General features: G+C 44.2%; 18 protein-coding genes. 13 read left to right on the top strand and 5 right to left on the bottom strand.

Going from position 1 to position 19,491, the window contains the following annotated elements; all coding sequences use genetic code 11:
- Window positions 1-23 precede the first annotated feature (23 nt).
- The 6 genes from ACOJRU_RS16340 (at window position 24) to ACOJRU_RS16315 (ending at window position 8,270) form a co-directional block, all read left to right on the top strand.
- On the top strand, window positions 24-1,409 hold the full coding sequence (locus ACOJRU_RS16340; protein ID WP_421132780.1) for a GH1 family beta-glucosidase: 1,386 nt from the start codon (window positions 24-26) through the stop codon (window positions 1,407-1,409).
- Between the two features lie 19 nt (window positions 1,410-1,428).
- Window positions 1,429-2,763 (top strand): glycoside-pentoside-hexuronide (GPH):cation symporter, encoded by a 1,335-nt coding sequence (locus tag ACOJRU_RS16335; protein WP_421132779.1) that lies wholly within the window; start codon window positions 1,429-1,431, stop codon window positions 2,761-2,763.
- Between the two features lie 67 nt (window positions 2,764-2,830).
- The gene (locus tag ACOJRU_RS16330; protein WP_421132778.1) at window positions 2,831-3,835 is read left to right on the top strand and encodes a LacI family DNA-binding transcriptional regulator; all 1,005 of its coding nucleotides are present in this window, start codon (window positions 2,831-2,833) and stop codon (window positions 3,833-3,835) included.
- Window positions 3,836-3,912: 77 nt separating this feature from the next.
- A complete protein-coding gene (locus ACOJRU_RS16325) occupies window positions 3,913-4,995 on the top strand; it encodes a methyl-accepting chemotaxis protein (RefSeq protein ID WP_421132777.1) in 1,083 nt (360 codons plus the stop codon).
- Between the two features lie 46 nt (window positions 4,996-5,041).
- Window positions 5,042-6,547 carry a sensor histidine kinase gene (locus ACOJRU_RS16320; RefSeq protein ID WP_421132776.1) on the top strand — a complete coding sequence of 502 codons (1,506 nt, stop codon included), beginning with the start codon at window positions 5,042-5,044 and terminating at the stop codon, window positions 6,545-6,547.
- A 139-nt stretch (window positions 6,548-6,686) separates the two neighbouring features.
- The gene (locus ACOJRU_RS16315) at window positions 6,687-8,270 is read left to right on the top strand and encodes a methyl-accepting chemotaxis protein (RefSeq protein ID WP_421132775.1); all 1,584 of its coding nucleotides are present in this window, start codon (window positions 6,687-6,689) and stop codon (window positions 8,268-8,270) included.
- 27 nt (window positions 8,271-8,297) lie between these two features.
- Here the strand turns inward: ACOJRU_RS16315 and ACOJRU_RS16310 are convergent, their stop codons facing one another.
- The 3 genes from ACOJRU_RS16310 to ACOJRU_RS16300 all read right to left on the bottom strand — a co-directional run bounded on the left by ACOJRU_RS16310 (window position 8,298) and on the right by ACOJRU_RS16300 (window position 10,764).
- Window positions 8,298-9,641: an ABC transporter permease gene (locus ACOJRU_RS16310; RefSeq protein WP_421132774.1), complete on the bottom strand. Its 1,344-nt coding sequence runs from the start codon at window positions 9,639-9,641 to the stop codon at window positions 8,298-8,300.
- The gene (locus tag ACOJRU_RS16305) at window positions 9,641-10,342 is read right to left on the bottom strand and encodes an ABC transporter ATP-binding protein (RefSeq protein ID WP_421132773.1); all 702 of its coding nucleotides are present in this window, start codon (window positions 10,340-10,342) and stop codon (window positions 9,641-9,643) included. Before ACOJRU_RS16305 ends, ACOJRU_RS16310 begins: the two co-directional genes overlap by 1 nt.
- 134 nt (window positions 10,343-10,476) lie before the next feature.
- Entirely contained in the window at window positions 10,477-10,764 is a 288-nt protein-coding gene (locus tag ACOJRU_RS16300) for a YebG family protein (protein WP_421132772.1), read from the bottom strand.
- Window positions 10,765-11,031: 267 nt separating this feature from the next.
- On the opposite strand from ACOJRU_RS16300, the gene ACOJRU_RS16295 reads away from it, so the two are divergent.
- The 4 genes from ACOJRU_RS16295 to rplI all read left to right on the top strand — a co-directional run bounded on the left by ACOJRU_RS16295 (window position 11,032) and on the right by rplI (window position 13,530).
- Entirely contained in the window at window positions 11,032-12,267 is a 1,236-nt protein-coding gene (locus ACOJRU_RS16295; RefSeq protein WP_421132771.1) for a GAF domain-containing sensor histidine kinase, read from the top strand.
- Window positions 12,268-12,411: 144 nt separating this feature from the next.
- The gene (gene rpsF / locus ACOJRU_RS16290; RefSeq protein WP_421132770.1) at window positions 12,412-12,813 is read left to right on the top strand and encodes a 30S ribosomal protein S6; all 402 of its coding nucleotides are present in this window, start codon (window positions 12,412-12,414) and stop codon (window positions 12,811-12,813) included.
- A gap of 11 nt (window positions 12,814-12,824) precedes the next feature.
- The gene (rpsR, locus tag ACOJRU_RS16285; RefSeq protein ID WP_012519954.1) at window positions 12,825-13,052 is read left to right on the top strand and encodes a 30S ribosomal protein S18; all 228 of its coding nucleotides are present in this window, start codon (window positions 12,825-12,827) and stop codon (window positions 13,050-13,052) included.
- Between the two features lie 25 nt (window positions 13,053-13,077).
- Complete coding sequence (gene rplI / locus ACOJRU_RS16280) at window positions 13,078-13,530, top strand: 50S ribosomal protein L9 (RefSeq protein ID WP_421132769.1); 453 nt, start codon at window positions 13,078-13,080, stop codon at window positions 13,528-13,530.
- A 171-nt stretch (window positions 13,531-13,701) separates the two neighbouring features.
- On the opposite strand, the gene ACOJRU_RS16275 is transcribed toward rplI, so the two are convergent.
- Window positions 13,702-16,167, bottom strand: coding sequence for a TonB-dependent receptor (locus tag ACOJRU_RS16275; RefSeq protein ID WP_421132768.1), 2,466 nt, complete (start codon window positions 16,165-16,167; stop codon window positions 13,702-13,704).
- 400 nt (window positions 16,168-16,567) lie between these two features.
- A complete protein-coding gene (locus tag ACOJRU_RS16270) occupies window positions 16,568-17,206 on the bottom strand; it encodes an MOSC domain-containing protein (RefSeq protein ID WP_421132767.1) in 639 nt (212 codons plus the stop codon).
- A gap of 128 nt (window positions 17,207-17,334) precedes the next feature.
- Here ACOJRU_RS16270 and ACOJRU_RS16265 point away from each other — a divergent pair, with 128 nt between their 5' ends.
- Genes ACOJRU_RS16265 through ACOJRU_RS16255 form a run of 3 tightly spaced genes read left to right on the top strand, consistent with a single transcriptional unit; the run spans window position 17,335 to window position 19,407 of the window.
- The gene (locus tag ACOJRU_RS16265) at window positions 17,335-17,910 is read left to right on the top strand and encodes an RNA polymerase sigma factor (protein ID WP_421132766.1); all 576 of its coding nucleotides are present in this window, start codon (window positions 17,335-17,337) and stop codon (window positions 17,908-17,910) included.
- Window positions 17,903-18,412, top strand: coding sequence for a hypothetical protein (locus ACOJRU_RS16260; RefSeq protein ID WP_421132765.1), 510 nt, complete (start codon window positions 17,903-17,905; stop codon window positions 18,410-18,412). The genes ACOJRU_RS16265 and ACOJRU_RS16260 overlap by 8 nt, the downstream gene beginning before the upstream one ends.
- A gap of 11 nt (window positions 18,413-18,423) precedes the next feature.
- Complete coding sequence (locus ACOJRU_RS16255; RefSeq protein ID WP_421132764.1) at window positions 18,424-19,407, top strand: DUF4097 family beta strand repeat-containing protein; 984 nt, start codon at window positions 18,424-18,426, stop codon at window positions 19,405-19,407.
- Window positions 19,408-19,491: the final 84 nt, after the last annotated feature.

The raw sequence follows: 19,491 nt of genomic DNA, 5'->3' as shown, positions 1-19,491 counted from the left end.
TTTCGAAGAAAGGCTTTTCAATCATGGAAATACTGGCCAAATCCGGCTCACCTTTTACGAGCAAAGCGTTCACGATAGGTGTCGCAACCTCTTCTTTTCAAATAGAAGGTGACGCAGATAACAGAGAAAAATGTATCTGGGATACGTTCTGTGAGCAGCCTGGAAAAGTTGCAGATGGCAGTGACGGATTGATTGCCTGTGATCACGTGAATCGCATTGATGAAGATGTTGCTATCATCGACTCGCTTAATGTTGATGCATATCGCTTCTCTATAAGTTGGCCACGAGTGATACGGTCAGATGGCACTGTCAATCAAGAGGGGTTAGGGTTTTATATATCGCTGCTAGACAAACTTGCCGCTAGAAATATAAAAGCTTATGTCACGCTTTATCACTGGGATTTACCTCAATATTTAGAAGATAAAGGTGGTTGGTTAAATAGAGATACCGCATTTGCGTTTGCCGAATATGTAGATATTGTGACTAATGCATTTGCCGGTAAAGTGCATTCCTATGCCACGTTGAATGAACCGTTTTGTAGTGCTTATTTGGGCTATGAAATCGGTGTTCATGCCCCTGGCCTAATAGGCAAAGAGTACGGTAAAAAAGCAATTCATCACTTGTTATTGGCACACGGGCTCGCGATGAGAGTGATACGCAAAAATGCGCCGGGTATAGAAGCAGGTATTGTGCTTAATTTTACACCTTTTTACCCTAATTCCACTGCAGAAAAAGACGTGACCGCAACGAAACTTGCACATGATCATCACAACGACTGGTACATTAAACCGTTACTGCATGCACAGTATCCGGCATTAATTAACGAGATTCCCGTGTCGCACCGCCCAGATGTTCGCGATGGCGATTTAGCCATTATTTCTGAAAAAATTGATTACCTTGGCGTGAATTATTATACGCGAGCCTACGTAAAAGACGACGGCAGTGACGACCCCTGTCAGTTGCCAGCGCCGGAGCATGCTGAAAAAACGGCGATGGGGTGGGAAGTATATCCACAGGGTCTTACCGATTTACTGTTGCAACTGCATAATGATTATACCTTGCCACCAATCATTATTACTGAGAATGGTTTAGCCAGTGATGATGTATTGGAATCTGGAGAAGTAAATGATGAGCAGCGTATCCGTTACCTCACTTCACATTTAGATGCGGTAGCTGCTGCCATGGAGCAAGGCGTAGATATTACTGGCTACTTCGTTTGGAGCTTACTTGATAATTTCGAGTGGGCGCTAGGCTATGAAAAGCGCTTTGGTATTATTTATGTTGATTATGAAACACAGAAGCGAACGTTAAAAGCCAGTGCGCAAAAGTTGCAAGCACTGTTGGCCAAACGTCGTGAGCTAACAGAAGAGTCTGCAAAACAGTGTGAAGCAGTAACAGCGATAAAATAACGAAAAAACGGTGGAATAGATGGTTGGCGCGAAGGAAAAAATTGCCTATGGTTTAGGCGATACCGCAAGTAATTTTATATTTCAAACGGTGATGTTGTTTTTAACATTCTACTACACCGATGTTGTAGGTTTATCTGCCGCCGCGGTAGGAAGCATGTTTCTTTTGGTGCGCGTGTTTGATGCCGTAACCGATCCTCTTATGGGGTCATTGGCCGATAGAACAAGAACGCGATGGGGGTCTTATCGCCCCTATTTATTGTGGTTAGCGCTGCCTTTTGCGTTATGTAGTGTGCTTGCGTTTACGTCACCAGAGTGGTTAACCGAGGATGGAAAGCTTTATTACGCGTTTAGCACTTATGCGTTGCTCATGCTCATGTACACCGCAATTAATATTCCTTATTCGGCATTAGGTGGCGTATTAAGCGCTGACGCAACAGAGCGTGTATCCATACAGTCTTACCGTTTTGTCTTTGCAATGGGGGGCGGCTTGCTGGTCACCTCTTTCATGCTTCCTCTCGTCGGCTACCTTGGCGATGGAAATGACGCAATAGGTTATCAACGTGCAATGACGGTAATGAGCGTCGTTGGTATGGTGTTATTTTTATTATGTTTTGCAGGCACCAAAGAACGCGTTAAACCTGCAAATGAAACGCCAGCACCCTATAAAACGCAGTTGAAGTCAGTGTGGCAAAATGACCAAGCCCGCGTGTTATGTATGGTTGCTGTGGTGCTTTTAACCGGAATGGTGCTAAGAAATACCCTTGCGCTTTACTATGTTAAATACGTACTTCAACGGCCAGAATCGGCTACCTTCTTTGTTACAGCGGGTATGATAGGAAGCATTATAGGTTGCGCGCTTGCTAACCCCGTTGCAAAACGAATTCCAAAGATAAAAGCCTATGTGATTTTACAAATAGCCAGTGCACTAATATGTATTGCTAATTTTTTCATTCCTTACGATGCTTGGGCTGCTGCCGTTATGCTTCATTTTGCATGGGGGCTATTGCTGCAAATGGCGACGCCTTTGCTGTGGTCGAAAATTGCCGATGTCGTTGATTATGGTGAATATAAAACCGGTCAACGCATGACAGGTTTAACGTATTCAACCATCGTGTTTTTTATCAAAGTTGGGCTCGCTCTAGGCGGCGCATTGGCGGGGTGGCTGTTAGCGTCATTCAATTACCAACCTGATGCCTATGAGCCTACCGTCGCTGCCGGTATTGTTGCTGTTTTCTGTTTTGGCCCAGCTATTGCGTCGATAGGTGTTGCGATTATCATGCGCTGGTATACATTAGACGAACTAAAAATTTCGTCTATCCAAAAAACATTGGGAATTGCATCGCAAAAAGCGTAGTGCATTTTCTAATACAAAGACGTTGAGCAAGGATATAAGCACGACAAGGTGCGGTTAATAAACGACTATGGTTACAATAAAGCAGGTGAGTGAGCTCGCTGGTGTATCGTCAGCAACGGTTTCTCGCGTTATAAATAATACCGATACGGTTAAGGAAACTACCCGTAAGCAAGTACTCTCGGCAATGAAAAAGTTGGGGTATCGCCATAACGTTATTGCAGCGTCTCTTGCGTCTAATAAAACGCATACCGTGGGATATGTCGTGCCCGAACTACATGGCTCGTTTTTCGGTACGATGATGGCCGGTTCGGAAAAAGTCCTACGTCAAGCCGACAAACATATGTTTGTAGTAACCGGCCACAGTGACGAAACCCTCGAAAAAAAAGAAATTGAAGCATTACTTAGTCGTCGATGCGATGCGCTTATTCTGCATGTAGAGGCGGTAAGCGATGAATACCTTATAGACTTGGCGAGCCAATCTGTGCCGATTGTCGTGGTAAACCGTTATATCAAAGAGATAGGTGAAAAGTGCATTAGCTTAGACAATGTGCTGGGCGCGTATTTAGCCACCCAACATTTAATCAGTTTAGGGCACACTCAGATTGCCTACGCAGCAGGCGCATTGTTTAAGGCCGATGGTATCAATCGTTTAATTGGACATAAAAAAGCATTGCAAGAAGCCAATATGCCATTTAGCGAAGAAACTGTTTCTGAAGGCAACTTCCAAGCCTTCTCGGGCGAAAAATGTGTGGAAGAGTTAATAGAGCGATGCGTTGAGTTTACCGCTATCGCCTGTGCCAACGACGAAATGGCTTCTGGTGCAATCAATGCATTGCGTAAGCATGGCAAGCGAGTACCCGAAGACGTATCAGTCATTGGGTTTGATAACATTGATTTTGCAAGCTACCTCACGCCTAAGCTTACCACAGTGAATTACCCCATAAGGGACATTGGCGCGATGGCGGCAAAGTGGATCCTTAACCAAGCATACGGGGATGGAAAGATGACAATGGAGCATATATTGTCACCGAGAATTATTGTGCGCGGCACCACAATGAAAATAAAAAGTTAAATTCAACTTCAGACTAATAGTGACGGTGCCGATAATTCTGATACTCTGGGTAAGAATAACTAAAGGTGGTGGCAAATATGTTTGTTTCTCGTGGCAGGTACGAAGAAAAAGAATCTCAACTCACACAGCTTGATGCGAAATATCAAGATGCCTTAAACAAGGTGTCGATGCTCGAGTCAGAAAACGCTGAGCTACATCAACAATTAGAGGCTGCCAGTAAAGCACAGGCACAAGCGAAAGACTCAACCATCGTACGATGTTTGTTAGATTCTCTTGCACAAATTACTGGTATTAGAGAAACGGTGTTAGGCGCTTATCAACAAATAGATGCTGAAAACAAGTCTATCTCTAACATCAACGAGCTCTTTAGTCAGTCTTCAACTGTACTTGATAAAATAGTCAAAGACATGAGCGGCTTAAATACTCAGATGGTCAGCATGAGCGAGCGCATTTCTGGGTTGTCAACCACTGCCGATAATATCAATAAGTTTGTATCTACCATTACCAGCATTTCCGACCAAACCAATTTGCTAGCGCTTAATGCTGCCATAGAAGCGGCGCGCGCCGGCGATGCCGGTCGCGGTTTTAGTGTTGTTGCTGACGAAGTCCGAGCGCTTGCTACCGAGACCAATAAATCAGCCACAGAAGTCTCTGAACTGGTGAACGGAATTATTCAATCTACTGCGCAAGCAGTGTCGGGTGTGAATGAACTTCGTGGTAATAATGAAGAGCTCGAAGCGGGTATTACGACACTAAACCAAAGCTATGAAAGCATGGTTACACATTGCGACAGCATGAAGAATACGATTGAAGACGGTTCACTTCGTACGTTCATTCAAACCGTGAAGTTAGATCATGTTGTGTGGAAAACAGATGTTTACGCTGTAATTTGTGGTGAGAGCGATAAACAAGCGTCTGAACTCGCTGATCACATGAGTTGCCGCTTAGGACAATGGTGCAGTGCAAATGCAGGTCAGCCTATCTCACAAAATACGGCGTTTAGAGAACTTGATGTGCCTCATGCACAAGTTCACAAATGTGGCATGGCTGCACTCGATGCCAAGGCAAAAGGTGACAACGCAACTGCTGATGCTAAGCTTGTTGAAATGGAACGAGCTAGTGAAAAAGTCATGGCGCTGCTCGATAGGTTGGCTAATTAAATTCAGCTGTAGATCAGCGGAATTACGCACACCAGGGTGAGTATTGTTGAACAGCTCTATTGATAAAAGTGACGCTGTATCAGTATCTGAGTTAAAGGCGCAGGTAAAATCGCTTGAGCGGCAGCTCAAGCGACAAAAAATAGCGCGTGAAAATGCCGAATCGTTCCTTCAAACGTATTCAAAAGACGCTTACCTTGCCAACCAAGCCCTTCGTAAATCACTCCAAGACTCAAAACGACGAGAGAGAGAACTACTTTTTCTCAATCGTTCCGCTTCCCAATTAACCGCTGCTAAAGACGGTATCAATTTTATTTTCTCAGCGCTTGAGTCTGTTGTTGAATTTAGCGATGCCCTTTTCGGCAAAGCGCTAATCGTTAAACATGGTCAGATAATCAAAGGCGATGACGATAGCGTATTGTCGCCAGAAGATGGCTGGCTTGAAAAACCCCTTTTCACTCAGCTTTTAAGAGAAGAATTACCTCTCTCTCTTGAGGAAAGCTATACGCATTGGTGTGTGAACGTGATTTCAAGGCCAGATAACCAGGCTGAAGCGCGACTAATACACTTTATGCAAGACTTAGGAAACGGTGAGTTTGGTTGGCTTGCGCTGTTCACGAAAGATGACACGCTTGAAGAAGAAATGCTTTATGTTTTAGATACCACTAAACATTATTTAAAGTTTGGTATTGGCTATCAAAGTAAGACGCAAGAGCTTTCACATAAGAAACAGGCTCTGTCTTCCATTAAAAAAGATCATGAGAATTTACAACAGAAGCTTGTCTCAGCAGACAAAATGGCGATGCTTGGGCAACTTGCGGCAGGTATTGCGCACGAAATAAATAACCCGATTGGCTACGTGCGAAGCAATACGGCTGTTGCAAAGGACATCTTTAAGGATTACTTAAGCGCACTTAGTGAAATAAAAGCCCTCTGCGAGCGACACGGAGGGCAGCTTTTTGATGACTTTTGTGCCTTAGAAAATAGCTATTCGTTAACGGAAAGTGCTGAAGCGATTTCAGAGATGTTTGAAGAGTCGTCTGAAGGTATTGAACGTATTATTGAAATTGTTAAGGCCCTTCGTAGTTTTTCTTATCCGGGAACCGAAAAGAAAGAAACAGTGTGCACTAATGATGTTATTAATACGGCGCTTCGCTTAACGAATAACCTTTATAAATATAAAAATAATATTGTGTTTACCGAGTCTAATGTCCCCATCAATGTTATTGGCAGCGCAGGCCAGATTCAGCAAGTCTTAGTCAACTTAATCACCAACGCGGTTTACGCGACGCCTGAAGGTAAAAGCATTTACATAGACGTTGAAAAATCACAGTTTCAGGCACGCATTATCATAAAAGATGAAGGTGTTGGCATGTCTCAAGATGTGGTTGAAAAAATGTTTACGCCTTTCTTTACCACCAAACCCCCAGGAGATGGCACAGGGCTAGGTATGTCTATCTCTTTGACTATCATAGAAGAGCACGGCGGCGAATTTGAGATTGAAAGCAAAGAAGGGGTTGGCACGACGATTGGTATAACGCTACCACTCGCCTAGCGTTTTAATTGAAAAAATCACTCACTCTTTATACTTAAGTATAGACGTTATGCATATTTGTTCTACTCTTACTAGATAATACGAAAAAGCGTAGCAAGCGCTAGTTCTGTAGCATTTAGTTTGATGGAGAGTGCCGTACATGCGTAACAACCAGCCCGTAACGCAACGAGAATATAAATTTCCTACCGATTACCGCTTGATATCGTCAACCGATAGGCGAGGCGTGATTAAGCACTGTAATAAAGAGTTTATTGAAGCCAGTGGTTTCTCAAAAGAGGAGTTGATAGGAAAAAATCATAATCTTATTCGGCATCCTGATATGCCTCCTTCCGTTTTTAAGGAGATGTGGAGCACGCTTGAATCAGGACAGTGTTGGCTTGGCTTGGTAAAAAATCGGCGTAAAAATGGCGACCATTATTGGGTCTCCGCTTTTGTTACACCGGTGTATGAGGGGAAAGACATTGTAGGTTACGAGTCGGTGAGAGTGCCCGCGTTAGATGATGAAATAAGCCGGGCTGAGGATATTTATGCGCGTATGAGAAGCGGTGGCAGCGCAATACCTTTCATGCGCTTAATGATGCAGAATGTTATGCAGGTTTTACCCATGCTACTAATAGGGTTGGCGCTTATTGCTACATTGTGGTTGTCTGCTGGTGGTATATCTGCGCTTATAGCATTAGTTGCAGTTTGCATTATGATTTTATGGCAGGAAAGTCATAGCCGTGGGAATTGGAAAAAGGTAGTTAATCTCAGTCCAGCTACTTATACAAATAGTATTGTTGCGCAAACGTACTTCCCAGATATTGCACACGTCGCGCAAGCAAAACTTGCAGTTGGTTGTGAACTTGCTAGAACAAGAACGGCATTGACTCGCATAAAAGATGCATCGGCAGGGTTAGACGCGATATCTTCTACCACCCATGAGCAAGCAGAAACCACCAGCGCAGCCGTGGTGCAGCAAAACCAAGCGACACAGCTAATCGCCACGGCGGTTACTCAAATGAGTCAGGCCATTCAAGAAGTCGCTGAGCGGGTAGAGAGTAATGCTGTAAGTGCCGGAACGGCTGCTGAGAATGTGCAAACAGGTAACGATAAGGCAGAGCAGGCCATGCAGGCTATTGTAGCGCTGAGAGAAGCGGTAGAAAGTATTTCTGACACCGTTACTGAGCTTGCACAGTCAACAAGTGATATTGGTGAAGCAGCCAGTATTATTTCAACCATTGCTGACCAAACTAACTTACTTGCATTAAATGCTGCTATCGAGGCTGCTCGTGCAGGCGAGCAGGGGCGTGGATTTGCAGTGGTTGCTGATGAAGTGCGTACGCTTGCGTCTAAAACACGAGAATCAACCGATAAGATTCACAATATCATTCAAGAACTCGCTGAGCGCTCGGAGCGAGCAGTTAGAGTTTCAACTGAAGGAATGTCATCTGCCGAGCATGGTAGCGCTATCGTTCAAGAGACGCGAGGCGCGTTGCATCAAATTAATAATGCGGTGCAAGGCATAGCATCTGCAACGGTAGAAATGTCATCGGCGGTTGAACAGCAAAGTACCGTTGCTGAGCATATTAATCAGCAACTGGTAGAGGTGGCCGACGGTGCAAAAGAAACACAGCGGTCTTCTGAAGCCTCACTGGTTGCGAGTCAAGCGTTAAGAAAAACAGTAGACGAAGTACACTCATTAATTGTTCGTTTTAATACAAGCAAGCGCTTAGGTGACTAGCGGTTCTGTATTACTAGGCATGTGGGGCTACGTTTTGTTGAGCCCCACATGTAAGCCCTGCCGGTATGCCGAAATAGCAGGGAAATATGCAATAAAAAGTGTTGCAGTGAGTACGGCGGTAACAATGATGAGGCTCTCAACATTAAAAATGTTACCGGTCAGGAATAGTCCGTAATGATCACCTATCCAATCACTGGTCGTAAACAGTAGCGTGGCGACAACAAGTACGCTAATTACACACCCCGCCAAGCTGATGAGCAGTGCTTCTAATTGAATTAAAACAAGTAACGTTAAAGGTGATGCGCCAATTGTTCTAAGAATCGCCATTTCGTGACGTCGCTCACGCATAGAGGCAAGTAACATGGTGGTTAAACCAAACAGTGAAGCAATCACAATTAACAACGAAATGCCTAATAATAACCCTTCAATGTTCCCCACTATATTCCACAGCTGTGAAAGCACAACACCGGGTAGAATGGCCGATAACGGCTCCGTTTTATTTTGGTTAAGTTGGTATTGGAGCTGAAGTGCAGCGACTCTATTTTTAAGCCCAAGCATTGCTACGCTTACTACCTGCGGCGTGTAACCTTCGTTGTCGCTACCTGAGTTATCGCGAAACGCTTGTTCATGTTGAGTATTATCGTCGTGAGAATGGGGTGTTGCATGATGTACTTCATGTGTAGTGGAGTGGGGTGTTGATGTTTTCGGTTTGCCTATTCGCGCAATCGCGGTAGCGGGGGCATCATGCGCCGCATCGAGCCCTTCAAGGGTTACGTAAATTGCTTTATCGACAGGTGTACCGGTTTTGGCGAGTATGCCTGATACAAGAAAAGGGTGGCTGGCGTGTTGCTTAAAAGAAACGTTACCTAACCCATGGGCTAACACAAGCGAGTCACCAAGCGTATAGTTCAAAGATGTAGCGACATCGGCGCCTAGCACTGCAGACAAAGGGCTGGTGAATGCGTTTCCTTGCGTTATTTCCAATGCTGTTTTATTTCCATACATAAAGTGCTTGAAGTAAGCATTGCTGGTGCCGACAACGCGAAACCCGTTATGTGTATCGCCGAGCGATAGCGGGATAACCCAGTCTACGGCTTGATGCTCGGTTAGCATCTCGATATTGGAATACGAGATGGCTTTGGTTGGCGAGCCAATTCTGAAGACAGAAGATAAAAGTAAATTGATATCTCCACTTGGTGCGCCAACGATAATATCAACACCTGAAACGGTAGATGCGAAACTAGATTTTACTTGATGACGAACGGTTTCGACACTAAGCAGTAAACTTACGCTTATCACGATCGATATTAGCGTGAGTAAAACCGAACTTTTTCGCTGTCTTAAACTCGCTATTGCGATGGTGGTTAACATTACGCTGATTCCCCTTTGCATAGGGTATTCATCGTTTTATGAATATCAAAATACTGCTGAAGCGAACGGTCGTGGCTAACAAACAACAGCGTACTATTTATCGATACTTGCTTAAGTAGCTGCATAAACATGTCGCGTGCAGTTGTATCAAGCGCAGAGGTAGGCTCGTCGACAATTAAAATTTCAGGTTCATTAATAAGTGCACGTGCAATGGCGACGCGCTGCTGCTGTCCCACGCTGAGAGAGTCTGCGCGCTGACTCGCAATATTTTCGGGTAACTGTAAAGCGTTTAGTAAAAAAGAAAGACGTGAATGCATTTTGTGCTGTCGGTCTTGCTTGTTGCTCGATGCAAAATATACTGCGGCTTGAATGTTTTGAGACACCGTTAAATACGGGATTAAATTTAACTGCTGAAAAACAACGCCAATATGCATCGCTCTAAATTTGTCTCGCTTACTGCCTGACAATGATGAAAACGGACGACCAAGTAATTGGATATTACCAGATGTCGGTGAAAGGGTTCCGCACAGTAAGTTTAACAGTGTACTTTTCCCGCTACCCGATGGCCCCGATAAAAATACGTGTTCACCTTTGTTAATTGACCACTTCGGCAGACATAACGTTGCCGAGGACAGAGGATAAGTAAAGTTGAGGTTACTTATTTCTATTGCTGATGTAGACGATAAGGTAGCGCTGCTCACACATCCATCCTGTTAATGTAGCCAAAGCAACGGTGCTCTCGCTAACAGCCTAATGTGCTTTATCCACACAAGGTTTTTATGATGACGACGATATGAAAAGGGTATAACAGCGCTACGTGTAAAGCCAGCCAACCTTATCCGTTGGCTTTAAGCTTTACCACTTCAGCGCTTTCATCTTCCAAAACACTGTCTGCAGATGCACCCTTGAAGATTTTTGCTACTTTGTCTTTGTTTTTAGACAGCATAATTGTTAACTCTTCTGCTAAGCCCGCATCTAGAGCAATACCTTTGGCCTGAATGTACTCTGCTAAATTGTCAGCGGCCTCGAGCATTTTGTCATACTGATCAGCTTCTTTCTTATCGGTAGTTACCAATTTTTCTACCCCTTTGTGCGTAACAACATACTGTGTGGTAATGGCCATGGTAGGTCCCCTAATTATTGAATACACAAAAACTGTACAATAAAAAGCTGTATAAATAAACAGTGTATTGATAATATTTTTCACAAGCCATCAGAAAAAACGCATATTATACTTTAGTATAAGTTTGTTGGTTGAGGTACACTTAACCATTGCGCCGCGTGACTGAATAAACTTGCATGCTGATGCAACACGAAAAGTGTATGAAAACTAAGGAATGAAGCGCTAGTAGCGGCGTTTCCCCTCACAGGAAGAAGATTAAAGGTGTCAATGAACGAAACAAGCCAACGAGATATTCAAGCTATCGATGCAATAGCGTCCATTCCTCATATAATGCAAATATTGGCCAGTAGCCTAGATTTACGTTTTATTTGTGTTGCGAGAGTCACAGAACAAACATGGACGATGTGCGCAGTGCTAGACAACGCTGAGTTTGGATTGTCTCCGGGCGATAATTTAGATATTGAGACTACGTTTTGCAGAACGGTACGGGCAAGCAAAGAAAAAATAGTCATTAACCATGCTTCGGCCGACGATAAGTATAGTGATAGCCCTATTCCTAACATGTATGGTTTTGAAAGTTACTTTTCGTACCCGCTCTTTGATGCCAATGGTGAATTCTTTGGAACACTCTGTGGTTTAGATCCAGAGCCAAGAGCGCTACGCAGCGAGGCCGCTCACAGCCAAATCAGTGCTTTTGCAGAGCTTATATCGAATCAAATACTGTTAAACGAGGAGATTGAGCACTCTCGCAATCAACTCAACGCCGCTAAAAATAGAGCACGCTTACAAGAGCAATATATCGCTATACTCGGTCACGATATTCGGACACCTTTGTCTTCTATTCAGATTGGCATAAGCTTTTTGGATGACGTAATAAAGGACAGCCAAATAGCCAGTTCGGTGCAAGTGCCCGTTTTTAAGGCGGTTTCGCGAATGAAAAATAGCGTACAAAGAATGGCTCGCCTCATCGAAGACGCCATGGACTTCACTCATAGTCGAATGGGAGAGGGGTTGCCGGTTCAACCAGGACTTGCTACCGATTTAGCGCAACAGTTGAGTTACACAGTGGAAGAGCTAGCCACCGCTTACCCCCAAAGCAAAATAAAAACGCATTTCGATATTACCCGCGAATTAGTCTGTGACGAAAAACGTGTAGGTCAGTTACTTTCTAACTTACTAAAAAATGCCTTGGTCCACGGTGATGAAGCATATCCAATATTTGTTAAAGTCATCACCAATCAAAACGACTTCATACTTAGCGTACGAAATAGTGGCACCCCCATTCCTGATGAGTCAAAGGCTCGTCTTTTTCAGCCCTTTTGGCGTAACGAAAACAGCACGAAAAAAGAGGGGTTGGGACTGGGGTTATTTATCGCCTCAGAGATTGCAAAGGCACATCAAGGCACACTGAGTGTGTCGTCAGACTTTAGTGGGACAGAGTTCACTTTTCGTTTTCCGTTAACAACCATTACTTCTAACACTTACGAAAGTACTTCTCACTAATTCAAAGCGAGGGTTGATGGTTGATTAATGCTTGTGCAAAAGAAAAGGTGTGCGTATAATGCGCGCCCTTACAGCCATCCAAATCCGTTCCTTGTCTCCATACAGTTGGCTGTACTGTCGAGGCTACAACCGTAAGGAGCTATAATGCGTCATTACGAAATCGTATTTATGGTTCACCCTGATCAGAGTGAACAAGTACCTGGTATGATCGAGCGTTATACTACTATTCTTAAGCAAGACGGTGGTCAGATTCATCGTTTAGAAGATTGGGGCCGTCGTCAACTGGCATACCCAATTGAAAAGCTGCACAAAGCCCACTACGTACTAGTAAATGCTGAAGCAACTGCTGAAGCTGTTGATGAACTGGAAAATGCTTTCCGTTTCAACGACATTATCCTACGTAATATGGTAATGCGCACAAAGACTGCTGTAACAGAGCCTTCTCCAATGATGAAAGAAGAGCCTCGTCGTGAGCGTCGTGACGATTCTGCTCCTCGCCCAGAGCGCGCAGAAAAGAAAACTGAAACCACTGAAGACAACGCTTAAGGAGAACACCCATGGCTCGTTTTTTCAGACGTCGTAAGTTCTGCCGTTTCACTGCAGAAGGTGTGACTGAAATAGATTACAAAGATATCGCTACGTTGAAAAACTACATCACCGAAAGCGGTAAAATTGTCCCTAGCCGTATCACTGGTACAAGCGCAAAATATCAGCGTCAGCTGTCTTCTGCGATCAAGCGTGCGCGTTTCCTAGCGTTGCTTCCGTACACTGATTCACACAAGTAACTGGCGAACTTAAGGGATAGCTTAGATGAATATCATCCTACTAGATAAAATCGCCAACCTTGGCGGCTTGGGCGACCAAGTGACTGTAAAGTCTGGTTATGCTCGTAACTTCCTTTTCCCACAGGGTAAAGCAGTTCCAGCAACTAAAGACAACGTTGAAAAGTTTGAAGCACGTCGTGCAGAACTTGAAGCGAAAATTGCAGAGCAGCTAGCTGCTGCAAATGCACGCGCTGAAAAAATCAACGAACTTGCTGAAGTTACTATTGCAGCTCCTGCTGGTGACGAAGGTAAATTGTTTGGTTCTGTTGGTACTCGCGACATCGCTGATGCAATTACTGCAGCTGGCGTTGAAGTTGAAAAAGCAGAAGTTAAACTACCTACTGGTACGCTTCGCGAAACCGGTGAGTATGACATCGACCTACAAATTCACTCTGACGTAATCACTTCTATCAAAGTGATCATCATTGCTGAAGCGTAAGCGTTGAAATTAAAAACAACGGTTTGATTAATCAGGTTTACTGAGACGTCTTACCATTGTAATAAAAGCCTGATTTTGATCTTATATCAAGTCAGGCTTTTTTGTTTCTGGCGTATAAAAAAAGCCCCTCAACATTGACAGTGTTGGGGGGCTTTTTGCCTTTATATTTCCCTAGAATTCATACGATACCGTCGCGCCGAAGGTACGCGGCTGATTTGGGTATGCACTGAAACTACCTGCTTGGATAGGCGGTGGGAACGCCGACAAGAAGTATTCATCATTATTTAAGTTACGAACCCATAGTTTAACACTAACGCCGTTTTCCATTGTTAAGCCAGCACTGGCATTCAATGTTCCAACTTCACGGGTAAGCTCTGCAGGAACGTTCTCTACAATTTGCGCTTCACTCTCGTAGATATAGTCGGTACGCACGAATCCATACATGCCGTTATCTAGTTCAAAGTTATACGTTAGGCCACCAACAAAACTGCGCTCATGAATTCCTGCAGGCATGGTGCCTGATAAATCAGTTGGGCCGTTTATGCCATTTGCACCCTCGAACGAATCATAGATTGGGTCAAGAATAGTTCCACCAAGAGTAAACACTAAGTTGTCGGTAAGACTTACTGTCGAATCAAACTCGATACCTTTTGTAGATTGTTTACCTGCATTTGCTAAAACAAAACCGGTCCCTACGAAGATACTCGATTGGAAACCCTCGATAGTTTGGTCAAACAAGGTGACATTAAATGCACCACGCTTAAACCGTGCTTTTAGGCCTAATTCGTACACCGTAGACTCTTCTGGTCCTGCATATCGTGTACCATAGCTTTGGTTTGCTCGGGTAATACCAGCAGATTCAAGTGCCTGTTGGTCAGTTGCAAATGGACGAGTATCTCTTGATAGGTTCCAAGACGATGCTTTGAAGCCAGTGGCCGCAGTGGCAAAAACGTTTATGTTTTGGTTAACTTCATAGGCTAAACGAACATTCCATGTTGTCTTGCTGTCGTTAGTATTCCCCGATTCTACGTTATTAGGGAAGGTAAGTTGAGGCGGTAAAAACTGTACGCCTTTGAGTGTCGGTATAAATGGTTGTACATCTGGAATAAATGACATTGGTACACCAAATACCGTAGGGTCGGTATCAAAGTCTATCGACGACAGTGCTTCATTGTTTACTGATGTTACTGAAACGTCCTTTTCGTCATCGGTGTACGCCAAACCAACGGTGGCTATTAATTTTTCAGTAAGATCATAGTCAACAGTGGCAAACAAACTGAAGGCATCATTTTTCTGTAGGAAGTTACTCGCAATAAAGTTGTCTGCGGCAAAGAAGGTATTGCGAGGCTGAGCATAAAAGTCTTCTGTAAGCTCAAGCAGTGGCTGTAAGCCTAATACATTAAAGTACGGACGAGTTCCTGGCCCGTAATTGAGCACGTCGCCAGTATCAACCTCTTCAGAGAAATAGAAACCGCCTACCATCCAGTCAAATTGATTATCACCAGTAGAGGTTAACCTAAATTCTTGCGTGAAGGTGTCAATATCGGTTTCGCCAGCCTCAGTTAAAATGTCTAACGAGGTGTAATCTACATCGACAAAGTAATCACTTTTGTTATTTCTAAATGCGGTAATTGAGGTCAGTGTGAAGCTGTCGTAATCCACATCAATTTGAAGCGATATGCCGCCATCTTCTACGGTGTTGCTTGGATCTCTATTTAATGCCGATTTGAACTCAAATTGATCCTCAACATCAAGCACCGTACCGCCAAGTGCCCGCACTGCTGCCGTTGTTGGACCGTTGATTACATCCGCCACGGTACAGCAACGTTCATCAATTTCACTGTAGTCGGCGATAAATCGAATTCGCGTACTTTCTGTTGGCTCATATAAAGCCTGACCGCGAATGTTCCATCTGTCGCGGTTGTTCATATCGTCAAGGCCAACAACGCTGTCGGTGTAACCATCGCGCTTGTTGATACCGCCAGAGAGACTAAATGCCAACTCGTCGGTAATTGAATTCGTGTAGTAGCCTTTTAGTAATCGTTGATTATAATTTCCGATACCGGCTTCTATTTTGCCCTCTTCAGCAAAAGATGGCCCAGCTGTTCTAACACTTATAACACCTGCCGATGCATTTTTACCAAATAGAGTACTTTGCGGGCCGCTTAACACTTCTACTTGTTGAAGGCGCGGTAGGTCACCAATTTGGGCTGCGGCACGTGAGCGGTATACGCCATCAATAAAGACACCAACAGAAGGTTCAATACCGGTATTATTCGTGCCATTACCAAAACCACGAATAGAGAAGTTTGTGTTACTAGAGCGCTGTAGTGGTGTAACACGCAATGTTGGAACCAGCGCTTGTAAATCCTGAATATCAAGAACCTGAGTTTGCTCTATATCTTCACCACTGGTTACCGTAACCGCAATAGGGGTCGCTTGCAGCCCAGTTTGTCTTTTCGAAGCGGTGATAAGAATCTCTTCATAAAGCCCATCATCTGCTTGCTCAGTTTCTTGAGTTTGGGACGGTGTGGACTCTTGTGCTGTAGCGACACTTGCGCCACCCATACCTAGCGTTAATGCAATAAGTAAAGTCAGCGGCTTTCGTTTAAAAAAAGGAAGGGGGTGTTTTTCCATGTGCGTTCTCTTAGATATTGTTGTGTTTCTTATTATTAACCCGCCAATCAAGCATACTGCTTTACATGCCAGCGAAGGACGAATGCGTATAAGTACCTAATCTACCGTAAAAACACATAATGTAAAAAGGTTGTTAACATTTAGTTAAGTTATATTGCGAATTCGATTTAAGTGATATTGCAAATACTCGTATAGGGCAGTTGCCATGCTGTAAGTTATTGGATAAATCAAAGAATACTCAGTTTAAAAAATGATGGCGTTAACGACGTGGGTATTGAAGAGTTTTTAGGAAAGGTGCATCTGAGTAAGTACAGGTGATATTGATAATAAAAATACCGCCAAACGTCGCCGTAACGCACTAGTTTGGCGGTATTTTCCGCTCACGTGCTATTGCACCTTTTTAGCGACGGCTAATCTTTTCGCATTTTTGTCGCCATTCTTCGTCGAGCACAGTGAGTTTGGATAGCGTAGAGGCAAGGACGGCGTCTGTCTTAGTATGCGCACATTGCATAAGCGTTTGAATGTTAACCGTGTCGTTTTCTCGATGAAGTAAACGTACGTCGTCTCCCACCTTTATTACGCCGGTTTTTAAAACCCGATAGTACCAACCTGTAATACCACGTTCACCCACAAAGCGATCGAGGTTTTGTATACCATAGCGTTGGTTGATTTTATTACAGGGGGCGCGTGGTGCGCTGACTTGTAGCTCTACATTGCCAAACTGCCAAACATCACCAATAAACACCGTTGCGTCGTCCATACCATCAACGCTGATATTCTCACCTATTGTGCCGGGTGAAAAATCTCCCTCAGGGAAGTGTTTCTTTAGCGTAAGGTAGTTTATTGGACTGTATTGGTGCAGCACCTTTTCTGGACCACCATGCAAGCGTTTATTCGTTTGAGTATCTTCATCCGTATGGGTTGAGTGCACGGTAAGGGCGTTGACTGGCGCCTTAACAATACTGGTTTTGGCTCCTCTTGGGCCAAGTGGCGCGGGACTGCCGGCAAAAAGTGCCGCAACCGTAAACTGAGTGAGCATTTATTTTCTCCTTAAAAGTTTTACGGATTTAAACCTTTTTACTATAGGGTACGACTAACACTTTAACACTAACAAATAGTTAAGCCGAAACAATATCCAATGGCTAGCAACGTACTGGTGAAAATGACATGGAACCTACCCAACAACGCGCGGTACATCGTACTTCGGTGTTTGGTTTGAGTGATGAGAACAGTTGTATATCTGCCGCAAAGGCGGGTGACAGGCAAGCGTTTAAGTCTCTCTACGATAAACATATAGGTAATGTTTATGGCCTTTGTTATCGGCTAACGGGCGATAAAGGCTTGGCTGAAGATGCCGCGCAAGAGGTATTCATTCAGCTCTGGAAGAAACTTGATAATTACCGAGGTCAAAGCAAGTTCTCTACGTGGCTTCATAGTGTTACTGCGAACATCACGGTGTCTTACATGCGTAAACAGCGTAACTGGATGCAACGTATGTTTACGTTAGAGACGAGTAGCGCAATGTCGCTTCCTTCTGAGGTGTGCTCGACAGATGTTGATCTAGAAGCACTTGTAGTGAGGTTGCCAGAACGCGCGCGAATGGTATTTGTGCTTCACGCGATAGAAGGCTATCGCCACGAGGATATTGCCAAAATGTTAGGCATGGCCGTTGGTTCAAGCAAGGCGCAGTTTCATCGCGCCAAGCAATTGCTAAAAACGTGGATGGGGTGTGATGATGAGTAAGTTCGAAAAGACGCTAGAAGACAGTATCGCGTCACTACAACCAGCAAAGCAGCCTGAGCGCGATTTATGGCGAGGTATTGAGTTAGGTATTGAAGCGCAGCGCCTAAACACTGATGAAGAAACTAACGTACCTCACGTATCTCATAGGCAATGGTTCGCAATTGCGGCAAGCGTTTGTGTGGTTACTTTACTGTGGTTTGCAATGCCGTCAGCGTTCACACCGAATAATGACGAGATAGAGACTTACGCACTGATTGAAAAAATGAGTCAGCAACAACAATCACAGGTTAGCCGGCTCTTGACCAGTTTTGAACGTACCCCTGCGCTTACCGAAGATTGGCAAGCGCAACTTAATGAATTAGACGAGGCAGCGAGCGCCGTAAAACAGGCGTTAAAAAACGATCCGAACAACACGGCGTTAATACGTATGCTTCATCATGTATATCAACAGCAAATTGCCCTGATTGAGCGAGTGCACGCGCCCAAATGGCAACAAATATAAGAGGCTACACTATGTTATTTACAACCTTTAAACGTCCGATTCGCGTGCTTTCAAATACGCTTATCACTAGTACACTTTTACTTTCAGCGTCTGCTTATAGCGGCGAAAAAATTGATAAAACCTTAGATACTTCGTCGTCACCTAAAATAGATATTCAACATGTAAATGGTCAAGCTGATATCCGTGTTTGGGATAAACCCCAAGTAAAAGTGACGGGAGAATTAGGCGACAGTACCGAAGAGTTTACCTTTGAACAGCAGGGCGATGTTGTTGTTATCCATGTCGAAGTAGAGCGGGCTAAAAAAGGTTGGTGGGGCAAAGATAATGAAGGCGATGAGTTGGTTATTTATGTCCCTGCAAACAGCGACGTTGATTATAGCGCCGTGAATGCAGATGTTCGACTTGATGGAGTACGAAATGGTGTCGACATCGACGTGGTGAACGGCGATGTGTCGCTTAATAATGTAGCACAGCATATTGATGTTGAATCGGTTAATGGCGATTTGTCACTAACGTCTGTTGAAGGTCGAGTGAATGCGGAAACCGTCAATGGTGAAATAGCACTGCAGCATAAGGGAAAAGAAGCAATATCGGTGGCGTCGGTAAACGGGCGAATGAAGGTGGAGACAACCAGCGCAGACGTATCGGTTGAAAGTGTGAATGGCAGGATAGAGCTAGCGCTATCGCTTATTGATATGTTGCGAGTGACTACCGTAAATGGCCGTATAGACGCAAATTTAGTGCTGAATGAAAATGGCACAGTCAAAGCCAGTTCGGTGGGCGGTGCGATGGACTTCAATTTGCAAAAGGACGTGTCTGCACAATTTGATATTGAAGCGCATGCGGGCGGCGATATCATAAATAAACTGAGCAAAGACGAAGTGAAAGAGCCAAAGTACGGGCCAAGCAGCTGGTTGCGCTTTACCAATAATGGAGGACGAGGGAACGTTGATATCTCCACCGTTCACGGCCGCATTGCGCTAGACCAAAAATGAATGTCTTATAAATAGGTTAATTCATTTACTAGCTTGAAAAATAACTATTAGACCATATTTTTCTATTAAGACTGAATGCGGGTA

This window comes from Alteromonas algae (assembly GCF_049117195.1).
GTDB lineage: Bacteria > Pseudomonadota > Gammaproteobacteria > Enterobacterales > Alteromonadaceae > Alteromonas.
Note: the sequence above shows the minus strand (reverse complement) of the source record. Positions and strands in the feature narration are given on the sequence as shown.